This is a genomic window from Sphingobacterium multivorum (genome assembly GCF_039511225.1).
Taxonomy (GTDB): domain Bacteria; phylum Bacteroidota; class Bacteroidia; order Sphingobacteriales; family Sphingobacteriaceae; genus Sphingobacterium.
On sequence record NZ_CP154261.1, the window covers coordinates 5,677,568 to 5,701,488 of the forward strand.

At 40.4% G+C, this 23,921-nt stretch carries 21 protein-coding genes; 13 read left to right on the forward strand and 8 right to left on the reverse strand.

Going from position 1 to position 23,921, the window contains the following annotated elements; genetic code table 11:
- The first annotated feature begins 57 nt into the window (after positions 1-57).
- The 5 genes from AAH582_RS23650 to AAH582_RS23670 all read left to right on the forward strand — a co-directional run bounded on the left by AAH582_RS23650 (position 58) and on the right by AAH582_RS23670 (position 7,110).
- Complete coding sequence (locus AAH582_RS23650; RefSeq protein WP_115046399.1) at positions 58-1,350, forward strand: HAD-IB family phosphatase; 1,293 nt, start codon at positions 58-60, stop codon at positions 1,348-1,350.
- 137 nt (positions 1,351-1,487) lie between these two features.
- Complete coding sequence (locus tag AAH582_RS23655; protein ID WP_343320770.1) at positions 1,488-2,072, forward strand: hypothetical protein; 585 nt, start codon at positions 1,488-1,490, stop codon at positions 2,070-2,072.
- A 2-nt stretch (positions 2,073-2,074) separates the two neighbouring features.
- Entirely contained in the window at positions 2,075-2,206 is a 132-nt protein-coding gene (locus AAH582_RS23660) for a hypothetical protein (protein ID WP_343320771.1), read from the forward strand.
- 158 nt (positions 2,207-2,364) lie between these two features.
- Positions 2,365-5,700, forward strand: a complete 3,336-nt coding sequence (gene mfd, locus AAH582_RS23665) for a transcription-repair coupling factor (RefSeq protein WP_343320772.1) — start codon at positions 2,365-2,367, stop codon at positions 5,698-5,700.
- 219 nt (positions 5,701-5,919) lie between these two features.
- Positions 5,920-7,110: a trans-sulfuration enzyme family protein gene (locus tag AAH582_RS23670; RefSeq protein WP_343320773.1), complete on the forward strand. Its 1,191-nt coding sequence runs from the start codon at positions 5,920-5,922 to the stop codon at positions 7,108-7,110.
- Positions 7,111-7,201: 91 nt separating this feature from the next.
- Here the strand turns inward: AAH582_RS23670 and galK are convergent, their stop codons facing one another.
- From galK to AAH582_RS23695, 5 genes are all read right to left on the reverse strand, one after another.
- Positions 7,202-8,353 carry a galactokinase gene (gene galK, locus AAH582_RS23675; protein WP_343320774.1) on the reverse strand — a complete coding sequence of 384 codons (1,152 nt, stop codon included), beginning with the start codon at positions 8,351-8,353 and terminating at the stop codon, positions 7,202-7,204.
- A 1-nt stretch (position 8,354) separates the two neighbouring features.
- Positions 8,355-9,404, reverse strand: coding sequence for a UDP-glucose--hexose-1-phosphate uridylyltransferase (locus AAH582_RS23680; protein ID WP_343320775.1), 1,050 nt, complete (start codon positions 9,402-9,404; stop codon positions 8,355-8,357).
- Positions 9,405-9,472: 68 nt separating this feature from the next.
- The gene (locus AAH582_RS23685; RefSeq protein ID WP_046672713.1) at positions 9,473-10,747 is read right to left on the reverse strand and encodes a metallophosphoesterase; all 1,275 of its coding nucleotides are present in this window, start codon (positions 10,745-10,747) and stop codon (positions 9,473-9,475) included.
- A gap of 12 nt (positions 10,748-10,759) precedes the next feature.
- Positions 10,760-11,794: a ferrochelatase gene (gene hemH / locus AAH582_RS23690; RefSeq protein WP_343320776.1), complete on the reverse strand. Its 1,035-nt coding sequence runs from the start codon at positions 11,792-11,794 to the stop codon at positions 10,760-10,762.
- A gap of 81 nt (positions 11,795-11,875) precedes the next feature.
- Entirely contained in the window at positions 11,876-12,724 is an 849-nt protein-coding gene (locus AAH582_RS23695; protein WP_333627335.1) for a 4-hydroxy-3-methylbut-2-enyl diphosphate reductase, read from the reverse strand.
- Between the two features lie 285 nt (positions 12,725-13,009).
- Here AAH582_RS23695 and AAH582_RS23700 point away from each other — a divergent pair, with 285 nt between their 5' ends.
- Complete coding sequence (locus AAH582_RS23700) at positions 13,010-13,429, forward strand: nucleoside-diphosphate kinase (protein ID WP_046672716.1); 420 nt, start codon at positions 13,010-13,012, stop codon at positions 13,427-13,429.
- A gap of 139 nt (positions 13,430-13,568) precedes the next feature.
- Here AAH582_RS23700 and ybeY read toward each other — a convergent pair whose 3' ends face one another.
- Together ybeY and ruvX are read right to left on the reverse strand one after the other, a co-directional pair.
- Positions 13,569-13,997 (reverse strand): rRNA maturation RNase YbeY, encoded by a 429-nt coding sequence (ybeY, locus tag AAH582_RS23705; RefSeq protein ID WP_343320777.1) that lies wholly within the window; start codon positions 13,995-13,997, stop codon positions 13,569-13,571.
- Positions 13,998-14,045: 48 nt separating this feature from the next.
- The gene (ruvX, locus tag AAH582_RS23710; RefSeq protein ID WP_046671589.1) at positions 14,046-14,459 is read right to left on the reverse strand and encodes a Holliday junction resolvase RuvX; all 414 of its coding nucleotides are present in this window, start codon (positions 14,457-14,459) and stop codon (positions 14,046-14,048) included.
- A gap of 322 nt (positions 14,460-14,781) precedes the next feature.
- On the opposite strand from ruvX, the gene def reads away from it, so the two are divergent.
- On the forward strand, positions 14,782-16,008 hold the full coding sequence (gene def, locus AAH582_RS23715; protein ID WP_046671588.1) for a peptide deformylase: 1,227 nt from the start codon (positions 14,782-14,784) through the stop codon (positions 16,006-16,008).
- A gap of 118 nt (positions 16,009-16,126) precedes the next feature.
- Here def and AAH582_RS23720 read toward each other — a convergent pair whose 3' ends face one another.
- Positions 16,127-17,116, reverse strand: a complete 990-nt coding sequence (locus tag AAH582_RS23720) for an aspartate-semialdehyde dehydrogenase (protein WP_046671587.1) — start codon at positions 17,114-17,116, stop codon at positions 16,127-16,129.
- 576 nt (positions 17,117-17,692) lie between these two features.
- Between AAH582_RS23720 and AAH582_RS23725 the strand changes: the two genes are divergently transcribed.
- The 6 genes from AAH582_RS23725 to AAH582_RS23750 all read left to right on the forward strand — a co-directional run bounded on the left by AAH582_RS23725 (position 17,693) and on the right by AAH582_RS23750 (position 23,921).
- Positions 17,693-18,640 (forward strand): NAD-dependent epimerase/dehydratase family protein, encoded by a 948-nt coding sequence (locus AAH582_RS23725; RefSeq protein WP_046671586.1) that lies wholly within the window; start codon positions 17,693-17,695, stop codon positions 18,638-18,640.
- A gap of 2 nt (positions 18,641-18,642) precedes the next feature.
- Positions 18,643-19,368 (forward strand): YebC/PmpR family DNA-binding transcriptional regulator, encoded by a 726-nt coding sequence (locus tag AAH582_RS23730; RefSeq protein ID WP_046671585.1) that lies wholly within the window; start codon positions 18,643-18,645, stop codon positions 19,366-19,368.
- 121 nt (positions 19,369-19,489) lie between these two features.
- The gene (locus AAH582_RS23735) at positions 19,490-20,755 is read left to right on the forward strand and encodes a hypothetical protein (protein ID WP_343320778.1); all 1,266 of its coding nucleotides are present in this window, start codon (positions 19,490-19,492) and stop codon (positions 20,753-20,755) included.
- A gap of 65 nt (positions 20,756-20,820) precedes the next feature.
- Complete coding sequence (locus tag AAH582_RS23740; RefSeq protein WP_046673148.1) at positions 20,821-21,564, forward strand: DeoR/GlpR family DNA-binding transcription regulator; 744 nt, start codon at positions 20,821-20,823, stop codon at positions 21,562-21,564.
- Positions 21,565-21,587: 23 nt separating this feature from the next.
- On the forward strand, positions 21,588-23,048 hold the full coding sequence (locus tag AAH582_RS23745) for a lipopolysaccharide biosynthesis protein (protein WP_046673147.1): 1,461 nt from the start codon (positions 21,588-21,590) through the stop codon (positions 23,046-23,048).
- On the forward strand, positions 23,049-23,921 hold the full coding sequence (locus AAH582_RS23750) for a glycosyltransferase family 2 protein (protein WP_343320779.1): 873 nt from the start codon (positions 23,049-23,051) through the stop codon (positions 23,919-23,921).

The following is a 23,921-nucleotide window of genomic DNA, read 5'->3' on the forward strand; positions in this document are numbered from 1 at the left end:
ATCGGAGACTAGCATTCAGCGCTATTGCTCATGATCGTTTCATAAAAAATTAATAAAATGAAAAACTATTACATCATTGATTTTGATAGTACATTTACACAAGTAGAAGCACTTGACGAACTTGCACGGATCTCTCTTGAGAACCATCCGGATCGCGAATCTATCTATCAAGAAATTGAGCGGTACACCAATCTTGCCATGGAGGGTAAACTCTCTTTCCGAGAGGCTTTGGCTGGTCGCGTAAAACTCCTCAATGCCAATAAATCTCATCTCGATAAACTTGTTTCACATCTTAAGAAAAAGGTTTCAACTTCTTTTTCTCGAAATCGTGAATTTTTCAAGAAACACGCCGACACCGCATGGATCGTTTCAGGAGGTTTTAAGGAGTTTATTACACCTGTCGTTACACCCTATCATATCAAGACTGAAAATATCTATGCCAATACATTCAGATTTGATGAAGAAGGTAATATCATCGGTTTTGATGAAGAGAATCCTCTATCAAATGAAGGTGGAAAAGTGCAATTATTAAAACAATTGAATATTGAAGGAAGACTATTTGGCATTGGTGACGGTTATTCAGATTTTCAACTGAAAGAATCGGGATTAATTGAAAAATTCTTTGCATTTACAGAAAATATCCAACGCAAAAGTGTCACTGAGAAAGCAGACTTCATCACACCTAGTTTTGATGAGTTCTTATATGTAAATGATCTGCCCCGTGCCATCTCCTATCCTAAAAATCGTATCCTTTGTTTGATCGTGGGAGATGTACCAGAAATAGCGGCTCATATCTTAAAAAGAGACGGTTTTTCTATCCGCACAAAAGATACATTCGAAGAAAAGTATGTAAAGGATGTAGGGATGCTGCTCTTGGGCGACAATATAGACATCAGTGATGAACAGCTTCAGCAGGCCGACAAATTAAAAACAATCGGATATTTGGGCGATATCAAAGGACATATCAATAAGGATATCTGCAATGCAAAAGGTATTGTCGTTTTCGACGACAAGAAAAATAAAAAGAAAAATTCAGAGTTTATTCCGCGTCGGATGGCCGATTTTATCAACAATGGTGATACTTATTTAAGTCGCAACTTCCCAAATCTGATTTTACCAAAAGTAAAACAGGTCACAAGATTGCTGCATATCCACCAAAACGTTCCCGGAATTATGGCTCAGATTAATAAGGTCTATGCCCAAAATAACATCAATATCGTTGCCCAATTTCTAATGACCAAAAACGACATTGGCTATGCGGTAACCGATATACAAGGTGAATATGATAAAGATCTATTGAAACAACTCAAACAGATCGACAATACAATTAAGTTCAGAATATTGTATTAATAGCATGCGGCGGTAAATATGGGGCAGCTATTGCGTACATAAATTCCGGCTTATGAAACGAGAAATTTATTCAGGCATACCGACGGTGTGCCTGAATTTTCGCTCAATAACTCTTTTTACACTAAAACACACATATTATGTCCTTACATCAAGATGCCCAACTAAAGAGAGCTGTCCTTGATCTACCCCAAAAGGAAAAAGACAAACTCCTCGTACGCCTGATCAGCAAGGACAAAATGCTCATCAAGCAATTGCATTTCCAATTGTTGGAGGACGCGGAGGATTTAGAGAGACGTATTGAAAAACTACGGAAGCAGCTAGAGCAATTGTTCGATAGTGGTTTGAGTCAAATTGGCAATACGCCACAACATAGTAATTTTATCTCGCTTAGCAAGCTTATCAAACAGGCAAGCGGTTTAGTGAATGAGCACGAAAAAGTCACCAAGGATAAAATCAGTGAAGTAGAATTTAGATGTTATATCCTAAAGAGAGCCATCGCTGATTACGACAGGCTTTTCGACTCCTCCTATCAGTCTGCTGCCCACAAATTACATAAATATATAACAGGGCGTATCAAGCATGCGGTGGGCAAATACAGTAAACTTCATGAAGACTTTCAATTTGACTATCGGGAAGATTTTCAAAATACACTGGATGCTTTTGGTAATACAACACTTAAAAGCTATATTAGTGAACAGAAGATTGACCTCGACCTAAATTAGTTATGAGAAACAGCAAAAATCGCGTTAAAATTGGATCCTTTCAGGTTACAGCTTATGAGCAATATAAATTAATTTACTTGGCCACCTTATTGGTGTTGCTCGCTTTTGCCTACACTTTTTACCTCGCGAAATAAGCCCCTGCACAGATTCATCTATTATAGCTTTTGAGCTTCACAAAGTCATCTCCTTCTTAACGAGCAAGTCAACTATTTTTTTACCAAAAAAATTAGCACTTCATACCCGATACTTGATACTATTTCGTTAAATTCGCACTTATTCGAAATTTTTGCTCGTGGGAATTCAAGAAATATTAGAAAAATACAGCCAAAGCGAAACTGTTCAGTCGCTTACCAAGGCTTTACAATCCAAAAAACCCAAGATTCAGTTGAAAGGGCTTATTGGTTCTTCGGATGCATTCATAGCCGTATCTTCTTACAACTTACAGGAACGTCCAATGGTCTTTATCTTACCGACTCATGAAGACGCTTCTTATTTTTTAAGTGACCTGGAAAGCCTGTTGGATAAGCAGGTTCTTTTTTTCCCTTCGTCTTATCGCAAAACATTTGATTTTACGCAAACGGACTCTGCCAATGTATTGCAACGTGCGGAGACATTAAGTTCGCTCAATCATACTTCGGAATTACCGAAAATGGTTGTTACTTATCCAGAGGCTATTGCTGAGAAAGTGATCAACCGCAACGACCTGGATAAAAACACCTTAGAAATAACAGAAAACACGGCGCTAAGTATTGATTTCATCAACGAATTTTTGATCGAATATGATTTCGAACGTGTCGACTTTGTGTATGAACCAGGACAATTTGCGATACGCGGTGGCATCGTAGACATCTTTTCTTTTTCGAATGACCTCCCATACCGTATTGAATTCTTTGGCGATGACATCGAAAGCATACGTACATTTGACATTGAATCCCAGTTGTCTGTCAAAAAAATCCACAAAGTAACCATTGTCCCAAATGTTCAAGCGAAATTCTTGACATCCCAACACATTTCACTATTGGAATATGTAGATCAGGACGCTACAATCTGGATCAAAGACGCTCAATTTACGTTAGATATTGTGAAAGATGGGTTAAAGAAAGCGGAAAAATTATGGGCGGGATTAACCGATAAGCAGAAAAAAGATAATCCCGAATGGCATAATCCAGCCTATGAATTTACAGACGAGAAAAACCTCAACGCCTTATTTTTTGAGTTCCCCATCATCGAATTCGGCAAACAGTTCTTTTATAAAGCTGAGACAACATTCAAGTTCGATATACATCCCCAACCTTCATTCAATAAAGATTTTAATCTCTTAATCCATAATTTCAAGGAGAATGAGGGCCAGCGGATTCAGAATCTGATTTTTTCAGATTCGACCAAACAGGTCGAACGGATCTATACGATTCTGGAAGATCTCGATAAATCAGCCACTTTCATTCCGATTCATAAAGCGTTACGCGAAGGTTTTAGGGACGACAGTTTAAAGTTGGCCTGTTACACGGATCACCAGATATTTGACCGTTATTATAAATATAAACGAAAGAAGGCTTACGAGCGCTCACAGGCAATTACGCTCAAAGATCTACGGGATCTTAAACCAGGCGATTTCATTACCCACATTGATCATGGTGTCGGTCGCTATGGTGGTTTGGAAAAAGTGGACGTCAACGGTAAATCTCAGGAAATGATCCGCTTGATCTATGCGGACAATGACCTGTTGTACGTGAACATCAACTCCTTAAACCGCATTTCCAAATATTCCGGTAAGGAGGGCACTGTTCCCAAAATGAATAAATTGGGGACCGACGCCTGGGACAAACTCAAGAAGACGACCAAGAAAAAAGTCAAGGATATTGCGCGCGACTTGATCATGCTTTATGCCAAACGAAAGGCACAGCATGGAAATGCGTTCTCACCGGATAGCTATTTACAGAATGAACTAGAGGCCTCCTTTATCTATGAGGATACACCGGATCAGGAAAAGGCTACTGCCGATGTGAAAAAAGATATGGAATCGCCACATCCGATGGACCGATTGATCTGTGGGGATGTAGGCTTCGGAAAAACGGAGGTTGCCATCCGTGCGGCCTTTAAAGCTGTAGCAGACAGCAAACAAGTCGCTGTCCTGGTACCGACTACTATCCTGGCATTACAGCACTACCGGACATTTTCGGAGCGTCTAAAGGGTCTTCCATGCACGATCGACTATATCAACCGTTTCAAGACGAGCAAACAGATCAAAGATACCTTAGCCAGGCTCGCTGAAGGAAAAATAGACATTATCATTGGTACACACCGCCTTGTTAGCAAAGATGTCAAATTCAAAGATCTCGGCCTGATGATTATCGATGAGGAACAAAAGTTTGGGGTGGCAGTAAAGGAAAAATTGAAAGTCATGCGTGCGAATGTAGACTCGCTGACATTGACAGCAACGCCAATTCCAAGAACATTGCACTTCTCATTAATGGGGGCCCGCGACCTGAGTATCATCTCGACTCCACCACCCAACCGGCAGCCCGTACAGACCGAACTGCATGTTTTCAATGAAACATTGATCGGCGAAGCTGTCAGTTACGAACTTGATCGTGGCGGGCAGGTATTTTTTATCCACAATCGTGTTGCAGATCTTCCGCAGCTGGGCAATTTGATTCGCAAGCTGGTTCCCGGAGCACGGGTCGGTGTGGCACATGGCCAGCTTGAAGGGGATGAACTTGAGGATGTGATGCTCAAGTTTATCAATCACGATTTTGATGTCTTAATTGCAACAACGATTATTGAAGCGGGTCTTGATATCCCAAATGCGAATACGATCATTATCAATCATGCCCATATGTTTGGCCTGAGCGACCTGCACCAAATGCGGGGTCGGGTGGGCCGCTCCAATAAGAAAGCTTTTTGTTATCTACTGAGTCCGCCATTGTCGACCTTAACACCGGAAGCCTATAAACGACTTTCTGCAATAGAAGAGTTTTCGGAACTGGGCTCTGGATTTAATGTTGCCATGCGCGATTTAGATATACGTGGCTCGGGAAATCTCTTGGGCGGCGAACAATCGGGCTTTATTGCCGAGATCGGTTTCGAAATGTATCATAAAATCTTAGACGAAGCTATTCAGGAGCTAAAAGAGGACGAGTTCTCGGCAGTATTCGCGGATGAGAAAGAACGAAAATATGTATCCTTTACGCAGATTGACACAGACCTCGAGGTATTGATCCCCGATGAATATGTAACCAATATTACAGAACGGTATAATCTGTATACTGAACTCTCCAAATTGGAGAACGAGCAGCAATTGGCAGCCTTTGAAAAAGAACTTGAAGATCGATTTGGCCCCATCCCACGCGAAGTCTTTGAATTATTCAATACACTCCGTTTACAGTGGTTTGGCAAAACGATCGGGTTTGAAAAAATAGCGTATAAAAAGCATACACTGAAAGGTTATTTTGTCAATAACCCCAAATCCAGCTACTTTGAATCGGATCAATTCGGCCGTGTACTGTCCTTTGTACAAAGCCATCCAGAGATCAGCAACCTCAAAGAAGTCAAAGGCCAGCTCCGTTTAGCGTTAAATAATGTGAATACCATTGGGTATGCGTTGAGTCTTCTGAAAGAAATGTTATAAGATGTATTAATGTTGTAAGCGATATTGATGCACCCGATATAAATAAAATCTACATACTGAGTAGATTTTATTTATATTTGAGATACAAGATAAACCGTCTTCGCGCTATTAGCACCAACAATGCTTTCAAACGAGCGAAGGGTTCCTTACGGTCAAAGATTCGACAAGATCGAATTATAGACTCTTAAGGCAATACAAGCATCAATCAACATTATTAGTATGGCTACCAATACCGAAACGATACTCGTCCATGAAGGACAGCAATTCAACCAGACATCTGCAGTAACTACGCCAATCTATCAGACATCCACTTACATTGCGGATCCTGACCCTGCGGAATATATCAAGGCCGCTACCGAACCGAAGCATCCTTATTTTTATCATCGTCATGGCAACCCGACGAATAGCCAAGTCGCCTCCATTCTAGCAAAATTGGAAAAAACGGAGGATGCACTGGTATTTGCAACCGGTATGGCAGCGATCAGTACAGCCATATTGGCCATCGTTAAATCGGGGGATCATATTGTCGCCCAACATGCACATTATTCCGGAACAGCTATTTTCTTTAAAGAGTTCCTAACCGATTATGGTATCACGGTTACTGCTGTAGACCAGACCGATGTTTCAGCATTTGGAGAAGCTATTCAGGCAAATACCAAGCTGATTTATATAGAGACTCCATCGAACCCTAATCTTCATATCACAGACCTAAAAGCGATCGGGGAACTCGCCAAACAACATGGGATTCAGAGCATGGTCGATAATACATTCGCCTCTCCTATCAACCAAACACCGACAGATTTTGGAATAGACGTCGTTGTCCACAGTGCCACGAAATACTTAGGTGGACATAGTGACCTCACTGCTGGTATCGTCTGCGGTAAGCAGGACTATATCGCCAGCGTATGGAAACGATCCGTCGCTTTGGGCGCATCACTCGCACCGCTTGATTCCTGGTTATTATTACGAGGATTAAAAACATTAAGTCTACGAGTCAAACAGATCAATACCAATGCGCTAAAGATGGCTGAATTTCTGGATCAACATCCAAAAATCAAAAAAGTGAGTTATCCCGGACTCCCTAATCATCCCCAACATGAACTCGCCGCCCAACAAATGAACGGTTTTTCGGGCATGATTTGTATCGATGTCAATGGTAAAGATGAAGAGGAGGCATTTTTAAATGCACAGAAACTCATCAATGGAGTCCATATATTTATCAATGCGGCCAGTTTGGGAGGGGTCGAGTCGCTTATTGTACATCCTGCGAGTATGTGGGGCGGTCATCATACGAAGGAACAAAAAGAAGCTTCCGGAATCACGCTAGGCATGTTGCGTATCTCTGTTGGAATCGAGCATGCCGATGATCTAATCGCCGACTTAAAACAGGCATTGGACCAGCTTAACTAAGACTTATATGGTAAGTCGTTATCACATAATACAAAAAAATAAGGGGAATAACATGAACGTGTTATTCCCCTTACTGCACACCTATTTTTTATTAAAGTACGCGGGTACCATCGGCAATCCTGACTTGAATGACCGAAAGTTCTTTATCAAATTTCTCTTTGTATTCTTTTTCAAGTGTTGGCAAAATTGAAGGTAGTACGCCTTCTTTTACGATATTGATTGTACATCCACCGAACCCGCCACCCATCATTCGGGCACCGATCACCTCAGGAAACTGTTTGACGTAATCCACTAAGTAATCCAGCTCCGGACAACTGACTTCATACACTTTACTTAATCCCTCATGGCTCTGAAAAATATACTGTCCAAGCTGAGCAACATCTCCTGAACGTAGTGCATCACACGATTTCTCTACGCGTTCATTCTCGCGAACTACAAAGCTTGCTTTCGCATAAATGTCGGCATCTTTATCTTTCACTAATTCATCAAGCATCGCAATGGTTACATCACGCAAATTCTTTACAGCCGGGTACTTCTCCTGCACCCATGCAGAAGCTTGCTCACATTGTTCACGACGCGTATTGTACGCTGTAGAAGCTAATGAATGTTTTACGTTTGTATTCAATAATACAACTTCATAACCCTTAAGATCAAGCGGAACATACTCGAAACCCAAGGTACGGCAATCCAGTTTGATGACATTTTTCTCTTTACCGAAGGCTGAAGCAAACTGATCCATGATACCACACATCACACCAGCATAGGTATGTTCAGCCTTTTGAGCAATCTGTGGAATATCAAGTTGTTCGACCTGCAAATTGAACAGTTCACTGAGTGCTAAGGTAACGGCACATTCAACGGCAGCTGAAGACGATAATCCAGCACCCAGTGGCACATCACCATCGATATACAGGTTGAAGCCCCCCAGTGTTGCCCCACGTTTCAGGTACTGGTCAACAACCCCCAAAATATAGTTTGGCCAATGTTTCTCAGAAATAGCAATAGCTGCTAGCTTGACCTCATGACGTTCCTTGTAGTCTTCCGCATAAAGCACAATGTTATCATCCGATCGCTTACTTACAGCAACATATATTGCTTTGTCAATTGCGGCAGGCAATACAAATCCATCGTTATAATCCGTATGTTCTCCAATGATATTAATCCGGCCGGGGGAAGTAACGACAAGAGGTTCTTCTTGGTAGAGTTCTTTAAATTTATTTACAATTGTATCTTTTGTTATCATTTTATTTCGCTTTATAATGTACTGTCGAACAATTTCGCAATTGTTCTGCGGCAACCTCCGGTGTGATATCACGTTGTGGATTTGCTAGCATTTCATAACCAACCATAAACTTTTTAACGGTAGCAGAACGTAACAGTGGTGGATAGAAGTGCATATGCCAGTGCCATTCCGGGTGGTCACCATCATTTACTGGGGCCTGATGCATTCCTGCAGAATAGGGGAAAGATGTTTTGAAGAGATTGTCATAACGCGTCGTCAGTAACTTGAGAATAGCGGCAAAATCCGACTTTTCCTTCTCGTCAAACCCAGCAATGTTTTGGATAGATCGTTTGCTGACGATCATCGTTTCGTAAGGCCAGGCGGCCCAAAAAGGGACTAGCGAAACGAAAGAATCATTTTCGTCTATAATGCGCTCCTCTTTTCTCAACTCCGCTTTAACATAATCTGACAGGATCGTACGTTGATATTTATTGAAATAGTGCTGTTGCTGAACGCATTCTTTTTGGATTTCTACAGGCAAATGATTTTGTGACCAGATCTGTCCATGGGGATGTGGGTTACTACAGCCCATGATTGCACCTTTATTCTCAAAGATCTGAATATATTTGATCCAGTCAACCTGAGAGAGCTCAACAAACTCTTTCTGCCAAAGATCGACTACTGCTTTAATAGCTACCTGATCCATTTCTGGCAAGGTTAGGTCGTGGCGTGGTGTGAATGCAATTACTTTACAGATTCCTTTTTCGGTTTCGGCGATAAATAATTCATCTTCATTAAATTCTTGCTGGCTTGTATCTTTTAGTAAAGCTGAGAAATCGTTCACGAAGACAAAACTTTCTTTATAATCTGGATTGATATCACCGTCTGCTCGTTTATTTGTCGGGCACAAATAGCATTGTGGATCATATTCCGGTCTATTATCCCCGGGAAGATCTTCTACTTGCCCTTGCCATGGTCTTTTACTACGATGCGGAGACACAAGTACTTTTTCCCCGGTAAGAATATTAACACGTGTGTGGGGAGAGTCCCCAAAGTTTAAAGTTGATTGCATGTTATGTATAACTGGTGTACAGAATACACAATTATAGGTATATTAACTCAAAAGTCAAAGGAGATTTTTTAGGCTTTAAACTTTGGGTCCTGCGCTTTCAGCAATTCGAATATGGTAATTTCAGGAAGAATTCCAACACGTCCTGGATAACCCAAAAAGCCATAGCCCACATTAACATATAATCGTTTGTTCTGTTGCGCACGGTATAACCCCGCCCATTCCTTATAGATATATTGCACTGGACTCCATTGCAACATCTCGGACCTTACGCCAAATTGCATACCATGTGTATGTCCAGCAAACATCACATCAACGTCTGTATCCAATACCTGGGCCCGCCAATGTGAGGGATCGTGCGATAAAAGCAACTTAACAGGTTGCTCTTCGGTACCCATTAACGCTTTTTTGATATCACCATGTTTCGGAAAACGGCCAGTCCCCCAATTCTGAACCCCGACAATACAAAGCTCTTCACCATCGACCTTAATCTTACGATTTTCATCCATTAAAAGATCCCAGCCCATGATTTTATGAACATCGATAACATCTTTGAGGTTCTTACGCTTTGCAGGAGAATCTTCTTTACCATAATAATAATCACCATAATCATGGTTACCTAATGTAGAAAACACACCCAAATCAGATTTCACACGCGCAAAAATATCTTGATAACCACGCATTTCAGAAGCTTGGGCATTCACGATATCACCGGTGAAAAATGTCACATCTGCTTTTTCCTTTAAAAGCATATCAATACCACCGCTGACAGCCTTTTTATTGTAGAAAGATCCAGAGTGCACATCTGAAATCTGCGCGATGGTCATTCCATGAAATGCTTTGGGCAAATTTGGTAAATACAACGGTACTCTCCTTACACGATAGTCGTAGGCTCCTGAAATAATACCCCAGCTCAAGGGTATCAAGGGTGAGGCACCGACTAGAATACCAGCTTTTGTTAAAAACTCGGATCGACTAATCCCTTTCACTGGATTTTCCGGTAAAGGTTCTCCGGCATCGTCGACTAAATCCTCAACAGATCTCTTTTTTGCGAACAGACGTTTCAACCATACACCCCCACGTCGGATATCATCAATCAACAAAATCAAAAAGAAAAATATCTTTGATGCGGCTGTCAGAAAAAAGGCGACTAAAATAACCGACCGTACGATTAAAGGAATACTATATTGTGCTGAGATAAAAACGCCCAATAGCAGTAAAACAGAATAAGACCACCAGAGAATAGCAAATACTTTTGTTTTGGGGAATTTAATCTTCGTTGCACGGAGCGCAAAGAAAATATAAAAATCCAATATGAGTAATACACACGCGTTTACTAGCAACATCTTTTATCGATTTTAGTTTTTGGCATTAAGCGCCAATTGTTTTAAAGATTCGATCCATTTGGGATCATCATTCAGACTCTCTACCAAACACACTTCCTCCCCACCTAAATGTTTAAATTCATTAGCATATTCCACGCCAATTTCATCAATGGTCTCGATACAATCCGCCACAAAAGCAGGACTAAAAATTAATAACTTCTTATACCCCTTAGCGGCAAGATCATGCAATAAATCGGAGGTATAGGGCTGTATCCAGGGTTCTTTACCTAAACGGGATTGAAAGCAGAGCGAATATTGTTCTTTTTTTAACCCGAGCTTGGCAGCTATCGTCCGTGTTGTCGCATAACATTGCGAAAGATAGCAATATGAATTGGCCGTCGTTTTACAGGAATCACAGCCTGATTCGGGGCATTTAAGCTGGCCTGTCGGATCTACTTTTCCAAGCTGCCGCACAGGAAGGCCATGATAACTAAAGACAAAATGGTCAAAACTTTCCAAATCGTGCCTGCGGGCATGGTCTGCATAAGTTTCTGCCATTAAATCATCTGTACAGAAATTGCTTACAAAACTAATTTCTGGCAGATAATTCCATTTGCGAATGAGCTCCATAACACGATCAATGACCGAGCCCGATGTTGCCGATGCGTACTGTGGAAATAAAGGGATTACGCGAATGGACTCCAAAAATAGGCCTTCCATATTTTTCAATGCAGCCTCAATTGACGGATTTTGATAACGCATTGCTAATTCCACATGGTATTCTTCTCCCAACGCTTCTTGAAGCAGATCACGTTGCAAAATACTGTAGTGCATCAAAGGTGATCCCGTTTCTTTATCCCAAATCGTTTCGTATACTTTTGCCGATTTGGGCGCACGTGTACGTGCAATGATTCCCTTGACCAATAAGGTGCGTTGAAAATAAGGAATATCAATAACTCGCGGATCCATTAGGAACTCCGTTAAATACTTTCTTACATCTGGAGTGGTGGGACTATCAGGTGTACCCAATTGTACTAAAAGAATACCTTTTTTGCCTTTATTGCTCATAGCTTACAAAGCTACGCAAAAAAGAGTGCACTCCGGACCTAAACCGCGGAATTATGAAATATCTGTGACGGGTAATTGTACTTATAATGCTTCTAAACTTGCTTTTACGTCTTTCATCAACCACATTGGTGTTGAAGTAGCGCCACAGATTCCAATGCGATCGTTTTCAGCAAAGACCGATGCATCTAATTCAGCTGGATCAGAAATAAAATAACTAGCGGGGTTGGCGTTTTGACAAACTTCAAACAGCACCTTTCCATTGGAGGATTTCTTGCCTGAGACAAAAACGATCTTATCGTATTGTCTGGCAAAAGCGCCAAGATCTTCGTATCGATTAGAAACTTGTCGACAGATCGTATCATTGGCCTTTACCTCATAGCCTCGCTTGATCAATTCGTCTTTGATGGCATAAAATTTATCCACGCTTTTTGTTGTCTGGCTGTATAGGGTAAATGAGGCCGGCAGTTCGACTTGATCCAATTCGGAAATATCCTGAAAAACCAAAGCTTCATTATTTGTCTGACCCTGCAAACCGATCACTTCAGCATGTCCATGCTTCCCAAAGATTAAAATTTTCTCCTCTTGGTCGAACGACGTTTTTATACGGTTTTGCAGTTTAAGCACCACTGGACAAGAGGCATCTATCAAGGTAATGTTATTTTCCAAAGCAACTCGATAAGTCTCCGGGGCTTCACCATGAGCACGGATCAATACCTTTTCATTGCTCAAGGTCGGCAGAGCGGCATGATCGATAATCCGCAAACCTTTTGCTTTCAATCGGGCAACTTCCTCATCATTATGAACGATATCTCCCAAACAATAAAGGTACCCCTCTTCCTCTAAAATCTCTTCCGCCATATCAATAGCGTATACCACTCCAAAGCAAAAGCCTGAATCTTTATCGATGTCTACTGTTAGATTTAATGCCATAATAACACAAAGTTACATATTCGTATTGAACTTAGATCAATTGTTTTTTTACTTTTCTATAAACGGTAAGATACAAAGTTTTGTTACATACAGAGAAAGACATTCAGTTGGGAACAAACGGAAACATCTATTTCAGCAGAGGCATAGATCCGGGAACAAAAACCAATAATTTAGCGATAAGGGTGACATCAACCCGTCGGCTTATCAATAATTGTGTCTATATAGAGGCGTAATGATATTGCATATGAAAAGCAATTTATCTAATTTTGCAAAAAAATTAAAATAATGGCAACTAACAGAACTTTTACGATGATCAAACCTGACGCAGTAGCGAACGGTCACATCGGTGCAATCTTAAACGATATCATTGCTGGTGGTTTTAAAATCATTGCAATGAAATACATCCAACTTTCTCAAGAGACAGCTGGTGCATTCTATGCAGTACACAAAGAGCGTCCTTTCTATGGTGAGTTGGTAAATTTTATGACTTCAGGTCCTATCGTTGCTGCAATCTTGGAAAAAGATAATGCCGTTGAAGATTTCCGTACATTGATTGGCGCGACTAATCCTGCTGATGCAGCTGAAGGTACAATCCGTAACAAATATGCTAAATCTATTGACGCAAACGCTATCCATGGATCGGATTCAGATGAGAATGCTGCTATAGAAGGAAACTTCTTCTTCTCTCAATTTGAAAGATTCTAGTCGTTAGAACAACATAAAAAAAGCGCTTTACAATTTGTAAAGCGCTTTTTTTATGTATTGCCCCCTTCGACTGCAGCCTAAAAAGAATCTCCAACCGTTCACTGAACCATAGCCACTAATGAGTGTACGAAGGAATATGTTAAAAGTTTCTTTTACCGAGATACTCATTCTCCTTGGCCGTCATCTTGGCTTTATCTGCCGGCTTTTTATCCGGATAACCGCACAGATGCATGACACCATGAATGATCACCCGATGAAGCTCGTCTCGCACATCAACCTTAAATTTTTCGGCATTCTCCTGAATACGTTCCACACTGATAAAAATATCACCGGCGATGGTGTCGTCATATTCGGAAGAATCAAAGGTAACGATATCAGTATAGGTGTCGTGATTTAAATATTGCTTATTGATTTCAAGCAAGTAAGCATCCGAGCAAAGGATGAAGCTCAATTCGCCTACCCGTTTAAACCCTTCGCCTTTGATGGCATCAGCAATCCATTGGCGAATCTTTCCCTTTTCTTTTAATTTGAAATCCGTATCCTCGGTAAAAAATAATATGCTCTTCATCCTTCTATTTATTATTCATTCTTATTTGACGTATTAGTCACTGTGTATCTAAAAATTACGGCTATCCATGTAGCTCTGCAAAATGATCGTTGCAGAAACCGTATCAATCAGCCCTTTTTGTTGACGATCCTTCTTTTTTTTGCCACTTTGTGCGATCGCTGCAGAAGCCATTTTAGAAGTAAAACGCTCGTCTATTTCAGCGACAGCAATTGCGGGATAAGTCTTTTTCAATTTTCGAATAAACCCGACAACATGCTGTGCGGATTCAGAGTCGGTCCCATCCAGCTGCCGTGGCTTGCCTACAACAAAAGTTTCCACCTGTTCTGTCTGTAAATAATCGGCTAAGTATGTCCAGATATCCTGCGGGTGTACCGTCGTCAATGCTGTAGCAATAATTTGCATTGGATCGGTCACCGCAACCCCTATTCGTTTTGTACCGTAATCAAAGGCCATCAATCTCATGGATATATATTTTTCACAAAAATACAAAGTAGTCCTGAGTATTACACAGGAAGATGTAATATTTCAATTGCCCCCATCTTTTCAATACATGCCGTTTTAATTTTTGATCTTTTAATTCTGACTTTTTAATCAAAAAAAACTATAACTTTGATAGACTATTTAACAAAAGCAAACTAAGTTGCTTTTTGGGGCAATAGATCACCGAATTCAATCCGATCATAGCGTGTCTACGGACTTACCCTATAAGTACACGGATCAAAATAACAGCAAAAGCAACAGGGCATCTCGCTGTGTGAAATCGGACAAATAAATATGTAAACAAATGAAAAAAACACTTATTGCCAGTTTCCTTTTGGCCTTATGCTTGAATACGCATGCCCAAAGTAAATACGAGCAACACATTACTGCTCTTCGTGAAGAAAAAGCCGCTGAATTGGCGAAAGAACAATATGGCCCATTAAAATCAGATCAAGTAGCTTTTTTGGATTACTTTCCTGTAGACGCCAGCTATAAAGTCAACGCCAAAATTGAGGTGCTGTTTGACGAACCGGTATTTCGGATGCCAACCTACGACGGCACTAGCAACGAGTACAAACGTTACGCCATCATAACATTTAATCTTCATGGAAAGGAACATACGCTAAATATCTATCAAAGTGTCGCATTATTTCAAAATCCTGCATACAAAAAACATTTATTTTTACCATTTTTAGATTTAACAAATGGTCAGGAAAGCTATAGTGGGGGCCGGTATATTGATTTATCCACAGACGACATTAAAGGAAACGATGTTGAGATAGACTTTAACAAAGCCTACAACCCATACTGTGCTTATAGCAACGGGTACCGTTGCCCAGTACCCCCAGTCGAGAACAATTTAGAAACAAAAATTATGGCCGGAGAAAAAGCATTTCATAAGTCAAAGAATGAAAGACCAGTCAATCTTAACGCAGGACAGGAGTTCAGTGCTGCCGACAAGAAAATCATTTTATCAGGAGATGAAAATGCAATTCTTCGCGTATTGCAAACAACAGACGATAAAGATCTGAAAGTTTTAAAAGCGACAAGCAGTGATGTCAAATACAACGACCCATTGATTGAGTCTCTTTCCAAAAGAATGTTCGCGACTGTACGTGATCCCAATCACCCCGGTGTAGGCATCGCAGCACCACAGATCGGCATCAATAAAAATTTAATCTGGGTACAGCGATTTGACAAACCGGATCAGCCATTTGAATTCTATGTGAATCCTAAAATTCTATGGCGCTCCAAACTGAAGCGCAAAGGTGCAGAAGGCTGTCTTTCTATCCCCAACCGGAAAGAAGATGTATTACGGAGTTATGCGATCCGCCTGCAATACATCAATAAAGAAGGTAAAGTTATCGAAGAAAATATCGAGGGTTTTACCGCTGTTATTTTCCAGCACGAAACGGATCATCTTTTCGGCATTCTATTTCCAGATCGACTGGAAGAGCAAAGCAAAGAAGCCTACGCACCGTTAAATGATAAGATTGAGTTTTCTATCCAACCCAAAACACTGACACCATAATTTATAGCCTCGGCATCAAAGACCAAATTATATAAATTGTGATTTGATAACAGGACAAAAAAGAGCCCCCATGAACGAATTCATGGGGGCTCAATATTTATTATGGAATCTACTTGAGTTAGATCAATCCTTTTTCAGCCAATAACTCCGCTACCTGAACTGCATTTGTTGCAGCACCCTTACGTAAGTTATCCGCTACTACCCACATGTTGAGCGTATTTGGCTGAGATTCATCACGACGGATGCGTCCTACAAAAACCTCATCTCTACCGTGTGCATCCTTTGGCATTGGATATTGTAGCGACGCAGGATCGTCAACAACAATACAGCCACTTTGCGCGGCTAAAGCTGCACGTACATCATTCAAATCAAAGTCATTTTCAAATTCGATATTCAATGATTCAGAGTGTCCACCCATCACAGGAATACGCACTGTCGTTGCAGTTACTTTAATAGAATCATCACGCATGATTTTATTTGTTTCCAAAATCATCTTCATCTCCTCTTTGGTGTATCCATTTTCTTGGAAAACATCAATATGCGGGATAACGTTCAGATCAATCTGATAAGGATAAGCTTTTTCCCCATCTTTTCCGGCACGTTCATCCATCAATTGATTAACCGCCTTAACACCAGTACCTGTTACAGATTGATAGGTAGAAACGACAACACGTTTGATTTTATATTTATCATGTAATGGCTTTAAAGCCACCACCATTTGTATAGTTGAACAATTCGGGTTTGCAATAATTTTATCTTCAGCAGATAACACATCACCATTTACTTCTGGAACAACCAACTTTTTCGTTGGGTCCATACGCCATGCCGAAGAATTGTCGATCACTGTAATTCCAGCTTCTGCAAATTGAGGGGCAAATTCTTTCGAGGTATCACCGCCAGCAGAAAATAACGCAACATCAGGTTTCAAAGCAATAGCCTCAGATGGTGTAACCACCTTATACTTCTTTCCCTTGAATTCAATTTCCTTACCCTTACTACGCTCTGACGCTACTGGAATTAATTCTGTTACTGGGAAATTTCGCGCCGCCAACACGGTTAGCATCTCAGTACCTACAAGGCCTGTTGCGCCGACTACTGCCACTTTCATTTTTGTCTGTGTTTAAATTGTGTATATTAAAATTGTTATTTGATTTTGTTTTTAGTTGATTCTCGAAGAATGAATTCTTCAAATTTAAAAAATATTCCCCAATTCCACTATTAAAATAACAAAATATTAAGCGCTTAGCTAAAAATGTCACAACATTTAGCATTTCCCCTCCTAAATTGCTAAAATGGAATCGTTAAGTTCTTTGATTCATGCTATAAAATTAGAATTAAAGCAATTCAAAAAAAATAAAAATTTTCACCGCTTATTCAAAAAAAAAGAACAAACGATTGAAACAGTTTAAAATCTCATAAAAACAGTCCCAAGAGTCTAAAAATTAACATTTTTTCCCGACTTCCTAAAAGGCCACAAAGTTGATAGATACTGAAAAGCCTTTATATTTGCATCATAAACCGCCATGGTTGAAATTTCATTTTTCATTACATGATGAAACGTAAATTATGTCAGGCTAGATCCTATCATATCGATAGGAAGAAACGAGCGAAGCGATTCATTTATATTTTGAGCATAAACACTCATTATAGTGAAAGCAGGAGCTTCATAAAATAAAACTTACAAATGAAAGAAAGCATTATTATCATTGGTGCAAATGGCCAGATCGGCACAGAATTAGCTATCGCCTTGCGCAAAAAATTTGGTGCAGAGAATGTTGTAACCACTGACATTAGAGAACCACAGATTAAAAGCCCTGACGAAAATTTCGAAATCGCTAATGTCCTTGACAAAAATGGACTCGAGACATTATTTCAACAATATAAACCTACTCAAGTATATCTATTAGCTGCCATGCTTTCAGCTACAGGTGAAAAATACCCTGAGAAGGCTTGGGAATTGAACATGAATGGTCTGTTGAATGTGCTTGATCTAGCCGTGAGCTATAAAGTTTCAAAGATATTTTGGCCAAGCTCGATTGCTGTTTTTGGACCGCATTCTCCGAAAACAAATACCGAACAATATTGCGTAATGGATCCGAACACAATTTATGGCATCAGCAAGCTTGCAGGTGAGCGCCTTATAGAATGGTATCAAGAACACCGTGGTCTGGATATTCGCAGTGTCCGTTATCCAGGTATCATTTCTTGGAAAACAGAACCAGGGGGTGGCACAACGGATTATGCAGTCGATATTTTTTATGAAGCATTGAAAACCGGGACTTATGCGTGTTTCTTATCTGAAAACACGGCATTACCCATGTTATATATGGAGGACGCCATCCGTGGTACACTCGAATTAATGGATGCACCCAAAGAAAGCCTAAGCATTCGTCATAGCTATAACCTTGGTGGAATTACGTTTACTCCAAAAGAACTTGCACAAGAAATTAAAAAAATTCTTCCTAATTTTGCAATCTCTTACATCGAGAACGATCCAAGACAACAGATTGCCGATTCATGGCCTGCTAGTCTAGACGATTCTTATGCAAGAAAAGACTGGAACTGGACGCCGGAATTTGACATCCAGAAGATGACAGTCGACATGATTGAAAATCTTAAAAACAAAATATAACAATGGGAAGAGCTTTCGAATTCAGAAAAGAGCGGAAATTCAAACGCTGGGCCAAAATGGCCGTTCAATTTACACGTTTAGGTAAAGAAATCGCTATGGCGGTTAAAGAAAGCGGCCCTCACCCTGAAACTAACTCGAGACTTCGTACAGCAATACACAATGCCAAGGCAGTAAATATGCCAAAGGATCGTATCGAAGCCGCAATCAAACGTGCTTCGGAAAAAGATTCAAAAGGTTACGAAGAATATGTATACGAAGGCTACGGCCCTCATGGCGTACCTGTATTAATTGAAACTGCAACAGATAACACCAACCGCACCGTAGGAAACATCCGTAGCTATTTCACAAAAGCAGGTGGTTCATTGGGGAAAACAGGATCATTGGATTTTATTTTCAATCGTAAATCCATTTTCCGTTTTGCTGCAACAGATGAACTGGACCTAGAAGAGCTTGAATTAGAGTTGATCGATGGAGGCTTAGAAGAATTGTACGTAGAATCTGATGAAGAAGGCAATGATATTGCTGTCGTTCAAACTTCCTTTGAAGACTTTGGTAATATGCAAAAATTACTGGAAGAAAAGGGAATTGAAGTAACATCTGCAAAATTGGAACGTATCGCATTATCGCATTCAGATATTACGGAAGAACAAGCTGCTGATGTATTGAAGATGATCGATAAAATCGAAGAAGATGACGATGTTCAAGCAGTTTACCATAACATGGCTTAAGCTATTGAACCTATAAAACTATAAAAAAGAGCGCTTGTCGCTCTTTTTTATTTAAAGCACCGCCTAGCTCCGTCAGAAAAATTACTACATTTGTAATAGACTAAATCAAACTCGTACCAGAATGACTTTTGAAGAATTTTTCATAAAAAAGAAAATTGATTTAAAAGCTTTAAAAGCTGCAGATGAACCTTTATTTGAAGAGTTCAAAGCACATTATTCTGCTATGGGAGAAAAAAGTTTTGACCACAGCAAAAAGTTTTGGTTCAACAAGCTTCGAAAAAGTTTCCATTTAGCAGAGGAGGAAACTGTTATTGCAAAACCTGTTGAAAAGCAGGTTACCCCAGATGCATCATCCGAGACCTCCAGGATTCCTACGGCAAAACCTGCAGGCTTTAAACCGCGATTCAAGGCTCCTTCTACAGCTGTAGTAGATGAAGTTCAGGCAGCATCCAAACAGGAAATAGCTGATTCAGCGGAATCCACTCCAGATTCAATACCGACAGGCTTCAAACCGAGGTTCAAGGCCGGAGTTACCAAAGCTCCTGACGCAGCGGCAAGCACTTCTGCATCCGACGAAACGATTGATGAGGCGACAACATGCGCTCCAAAACCTACGGGCTTCAAACCGAGGTTCAAGGCCGGAGTAACCAAAACAGAAACTGCTGAACAGACACAGCTGCCCGATACGAAAGACGAAATTAAGTTAGATGCGAGCGTAAAGGCTGAACCTGAAAACAACAGCACCGAAACACAGGAACCTGCTGCCAGCAAGCCTACAGGCTTCAAACCGAGGTTCAAGGCTGGAGTAACCAAAGCTCCTGACGCAGCGGCAAGCACTTCTGCATCCGACGAAACGACTGATGAGGCGATAACATCCGCTCCAAAACCTACGGGCTTCAAACCGAGGTTCAAGGTCGGAGTAACCAAAACAGAAACTGCTGAACAGACACAGCTGCCCGATACGAAAGACGAAATTAAGTTAGATGCGAGCGTAAAGACTGAACCTGAAAACAACAGCACCGAAACACAGGAACTTGCTGCCAGCAAGCCTACAGGCTTCAAACCTAGGTTCAAGGCTGGAGTAACCAAAGCTCCCGACGCAGCGGCAAGCACTTCTGCATCCGACGAAACGACTGATGAGGCGACAACATCCGCTCCAAAACCTACGGGCTTCAAACCGAGGTTCAAGGCCGGAGTAACCAAAACAGAAACTGCTGAACAGACACAGCTGCCCGATACGAAAGACGAAATTAAGTTAGATGCGAGCGTAAAGGCTGAACCTGAAAACAACAGCACAGAAACACAGGAACCTGCTGCCAGCAAGCCTACAGGCTTCAAACCGAGGTTCAAAGCTGGCCTAACAAAAATTGATAAAAAGGAAGAATAATTTTCACTACATTTAGACTGATTTCTCAATTAATTTTAAAATTCCGATTAAAAACCAAAAGACCAATGTTAAAGGAAGAAAGACAAGCATTCATCATACATCAGATCAACCTACATAATAAAGTTTTATCCTCAGACCTCAGTGTTCAGCTGAATGTGTCTGAAGATACAATTAGACGTGACTTGAACGAACTTGCTGAGAATGGTAAAGTTCTAAAAGTCTATGGTGGAGCATTATCAAAATCATTTCAGTTCCCTTTTCAGGATGGGAACGTTTATGCCAAAGAGGCAAAAAAAGAAATTGCCAAAAAAGCAAGCACTTTAATCTCTAATGGTATGACCGTTTTAGTCGGCGGCGGGACAACCTTAATTGAATTAGCAAGAACAATACCCGATCACCTGCAGTGTACGTTTTTCACCATAAGTCCGCTAGTTGCATTAGAATTGGCCGAAAAGCCAAATCTTGAAGTCATCCTTGTTGGTGGTAAGCTTTCACGCAATACAAACATTGTTTCTGGTGCCCAGGTAGCTAATGAACTGGCCGATCTTAAAGTCGATCTTTGTTTGTTGGGAACAAATTCTCTTTCCGTAGAAGATGGGGTGACCGATTCAGACTGGGAAGTGGTGCAAATCAAACGTGCGATGATTAAATGCTCAAAAAAAGTAGCTATTCTGAGCATTGCGGAAAAACTTAATTCAGTTCAAAAAATGAAAGTAGTTCCGTTACGTGATATTTCCTATTTGATTACCGATGTCAATCCAACTGATGTTTCCCTAAAAGAATTTGCGAATACAATTGCAATACTTTAATATTGCCGCTCATTTAATTTAGCATGTCATCGCAAACGAAAAATGACTCTTTAAAATCAAAAACAACAAAAGGACTGCTATGGGGTGGTATGGCCAGTATCATCCAGCAGTTTTTGGGCTTCGGCTTCGGCATCCTTCTAAACCGTAAGCTAACAGCAGAAGACTATGGTTTAGTCGCTATGATCACCATCTTTTCTGTTCTCGCTTCTGCGTTCCAAGAAAGTGGATTTGTGTATGGGATTGTCAATAAAAAAGATGTTGAACATAAAGATTATAACGCGGTATTCTGGACAAGTGTAGGGATTGGAACATTTATTTATATCGTTCTATTTTTTGCAGCTCCTCTTATCGCCTTATACTATAATCAGCCAGTACTTGTAGAACTAAGCAGATTTACCTTTTTATCCTTTTGGTTAGGTAGCTTTGGTATTGCACACAATGCTTACCTCTTCCGAAATTTAAAAATCAAAGAAAGGGTCATCACAGGCACCTTTGCTCTTATCGCATCAAATATAGTTGGCGTTTATTTAGCCTATAAGGACTATGCCTATTGGGCATACGCGATCCAAATTGTCTCCTATAGTGGTTTCAATATGCTCGGATTCTGGTATTTTTCCAAATTCAGGCCTACTTTCCAGTTCGATTTTAAACCTATTCGTGACATTTTAGGATTTAGCAGCAAAATACTGGTCACCAATATTTTTATCAATATCAACAAAAATATATATGCAGCGATCTTAGGCCGGCATTATACCGCTGAAGAACTGGGGTATACCGTGAATCCAAATCGTTGGAGCATCATGGCCCAAAATATATTGACCAATATGGTCAATAACGTGACACAGCCTATTTTAAAGGAAATAGAAGATGATAAGGATAGACAAGTTCGGGTTTTTCGCAAACTGATTTCCTTTACAGCCTTTTTAGCCTTTCCAATGTTATTGGGTTTAACCACGGTAGCACAAGATTTTATTACTATTGCGATCACCGACAAATGGGCGAAAAGCGCTATTTTTCTTCAAATATTCTGTATCGGCGCCGCATTTGATTCTGTAAGCAATGTTTTCTCCAACTTAATCATTAGCAAGGGGAAACCTGAAGTTTACATGCGCAATATCATCGTTTTTGGTCTGCTCCAAATTGCCATCCTATTTTTCGGCAAATCATTAGGCCTAGAATTGCTCATTGGATTGACCTCGGCATTAAATGCCCTCTGGATATTCGTTTGGTACATATCAGCCAAACCTTATATGAACTATTCATTTCGTTATCTGCTAACAGATATTTTTGCTTATGCACTATTGGCAGCGATAAGCTGCTTAGCAGCACATTATGCCACCGCAGCCATAGCCAACCTCTATCTTCGGTTTGCAAGTACAATTGGAATTGCAGTATGCAGTTATATCATCGTAAATAGAATCTTTAAACCCAGTATTTTGTTGGAATTGTACCACTATTTCCTAACAGTTATCCGAAAAAAATAGATGGCCAGGATTCTCACCATAATCGTCTCTTATAATTTTGAGCCTTGGATTCACAAGTGCTTACCCAGCTTATTGGATTCGAGCTACCCAACAGATATTTTAGTTGTAGACAACAATTCGTCAGACAACACAACACAGATCATAAAAGAAACGTATCCAACAATACGACTGATAGAAAGTTCCGAAAATTTAGGTTTTGGAAAGGCTAACAACATTGGACTTGACATTGTTTTGAAAGAAGAGTATGATTATGCATTTTTGGTCAATCAGGACGCCTGGCTGGATCGGGACTGTATTGCCAACTTATTGAAGGTCAACGCAGACAATATCGGAATTATCTCTCCTATTCACTACGATGGAACCGAAACAACACTGGACTACGGTTTTGCTGTCTATACAAAAAATGCTATAATCGAAAATTCTAATCGAATTTGCACGTTCGTCAATGCTGCATTTTGGTTTATCCCCAATCCGGTGATCCGAAAAGTCGGTGGTTTCGCACCGATCTTTTTTCATTATGGAGAAGATAAAGATTATGCCAACCGCATCAAGTACTACAGATTAAACATTGTTCTCGCTGAAGGAGCCAAAGCCTACCACGATAGGCAACAACGTAAAATAGACCGCAGGGCCTTTCTGAAAAGCGAATTTGTCTATCATTTGACAGAATATTGCAATATCAATTATACTTTTGTAAAAGCTTTTTCCATGGCAATATTGGCAAGTCTAAAGAAAATGGCGTCTTCATTTTTTAAAGGTCATACTTTTGAAGCAAAAAGCTACTTAAACATTGCTTTTAGATTGCTGGGCAAAACAGGAGCCGTTTATCGTACCCGTATGACCAACAAAAAAGTATTCAACAAAATCTATTGA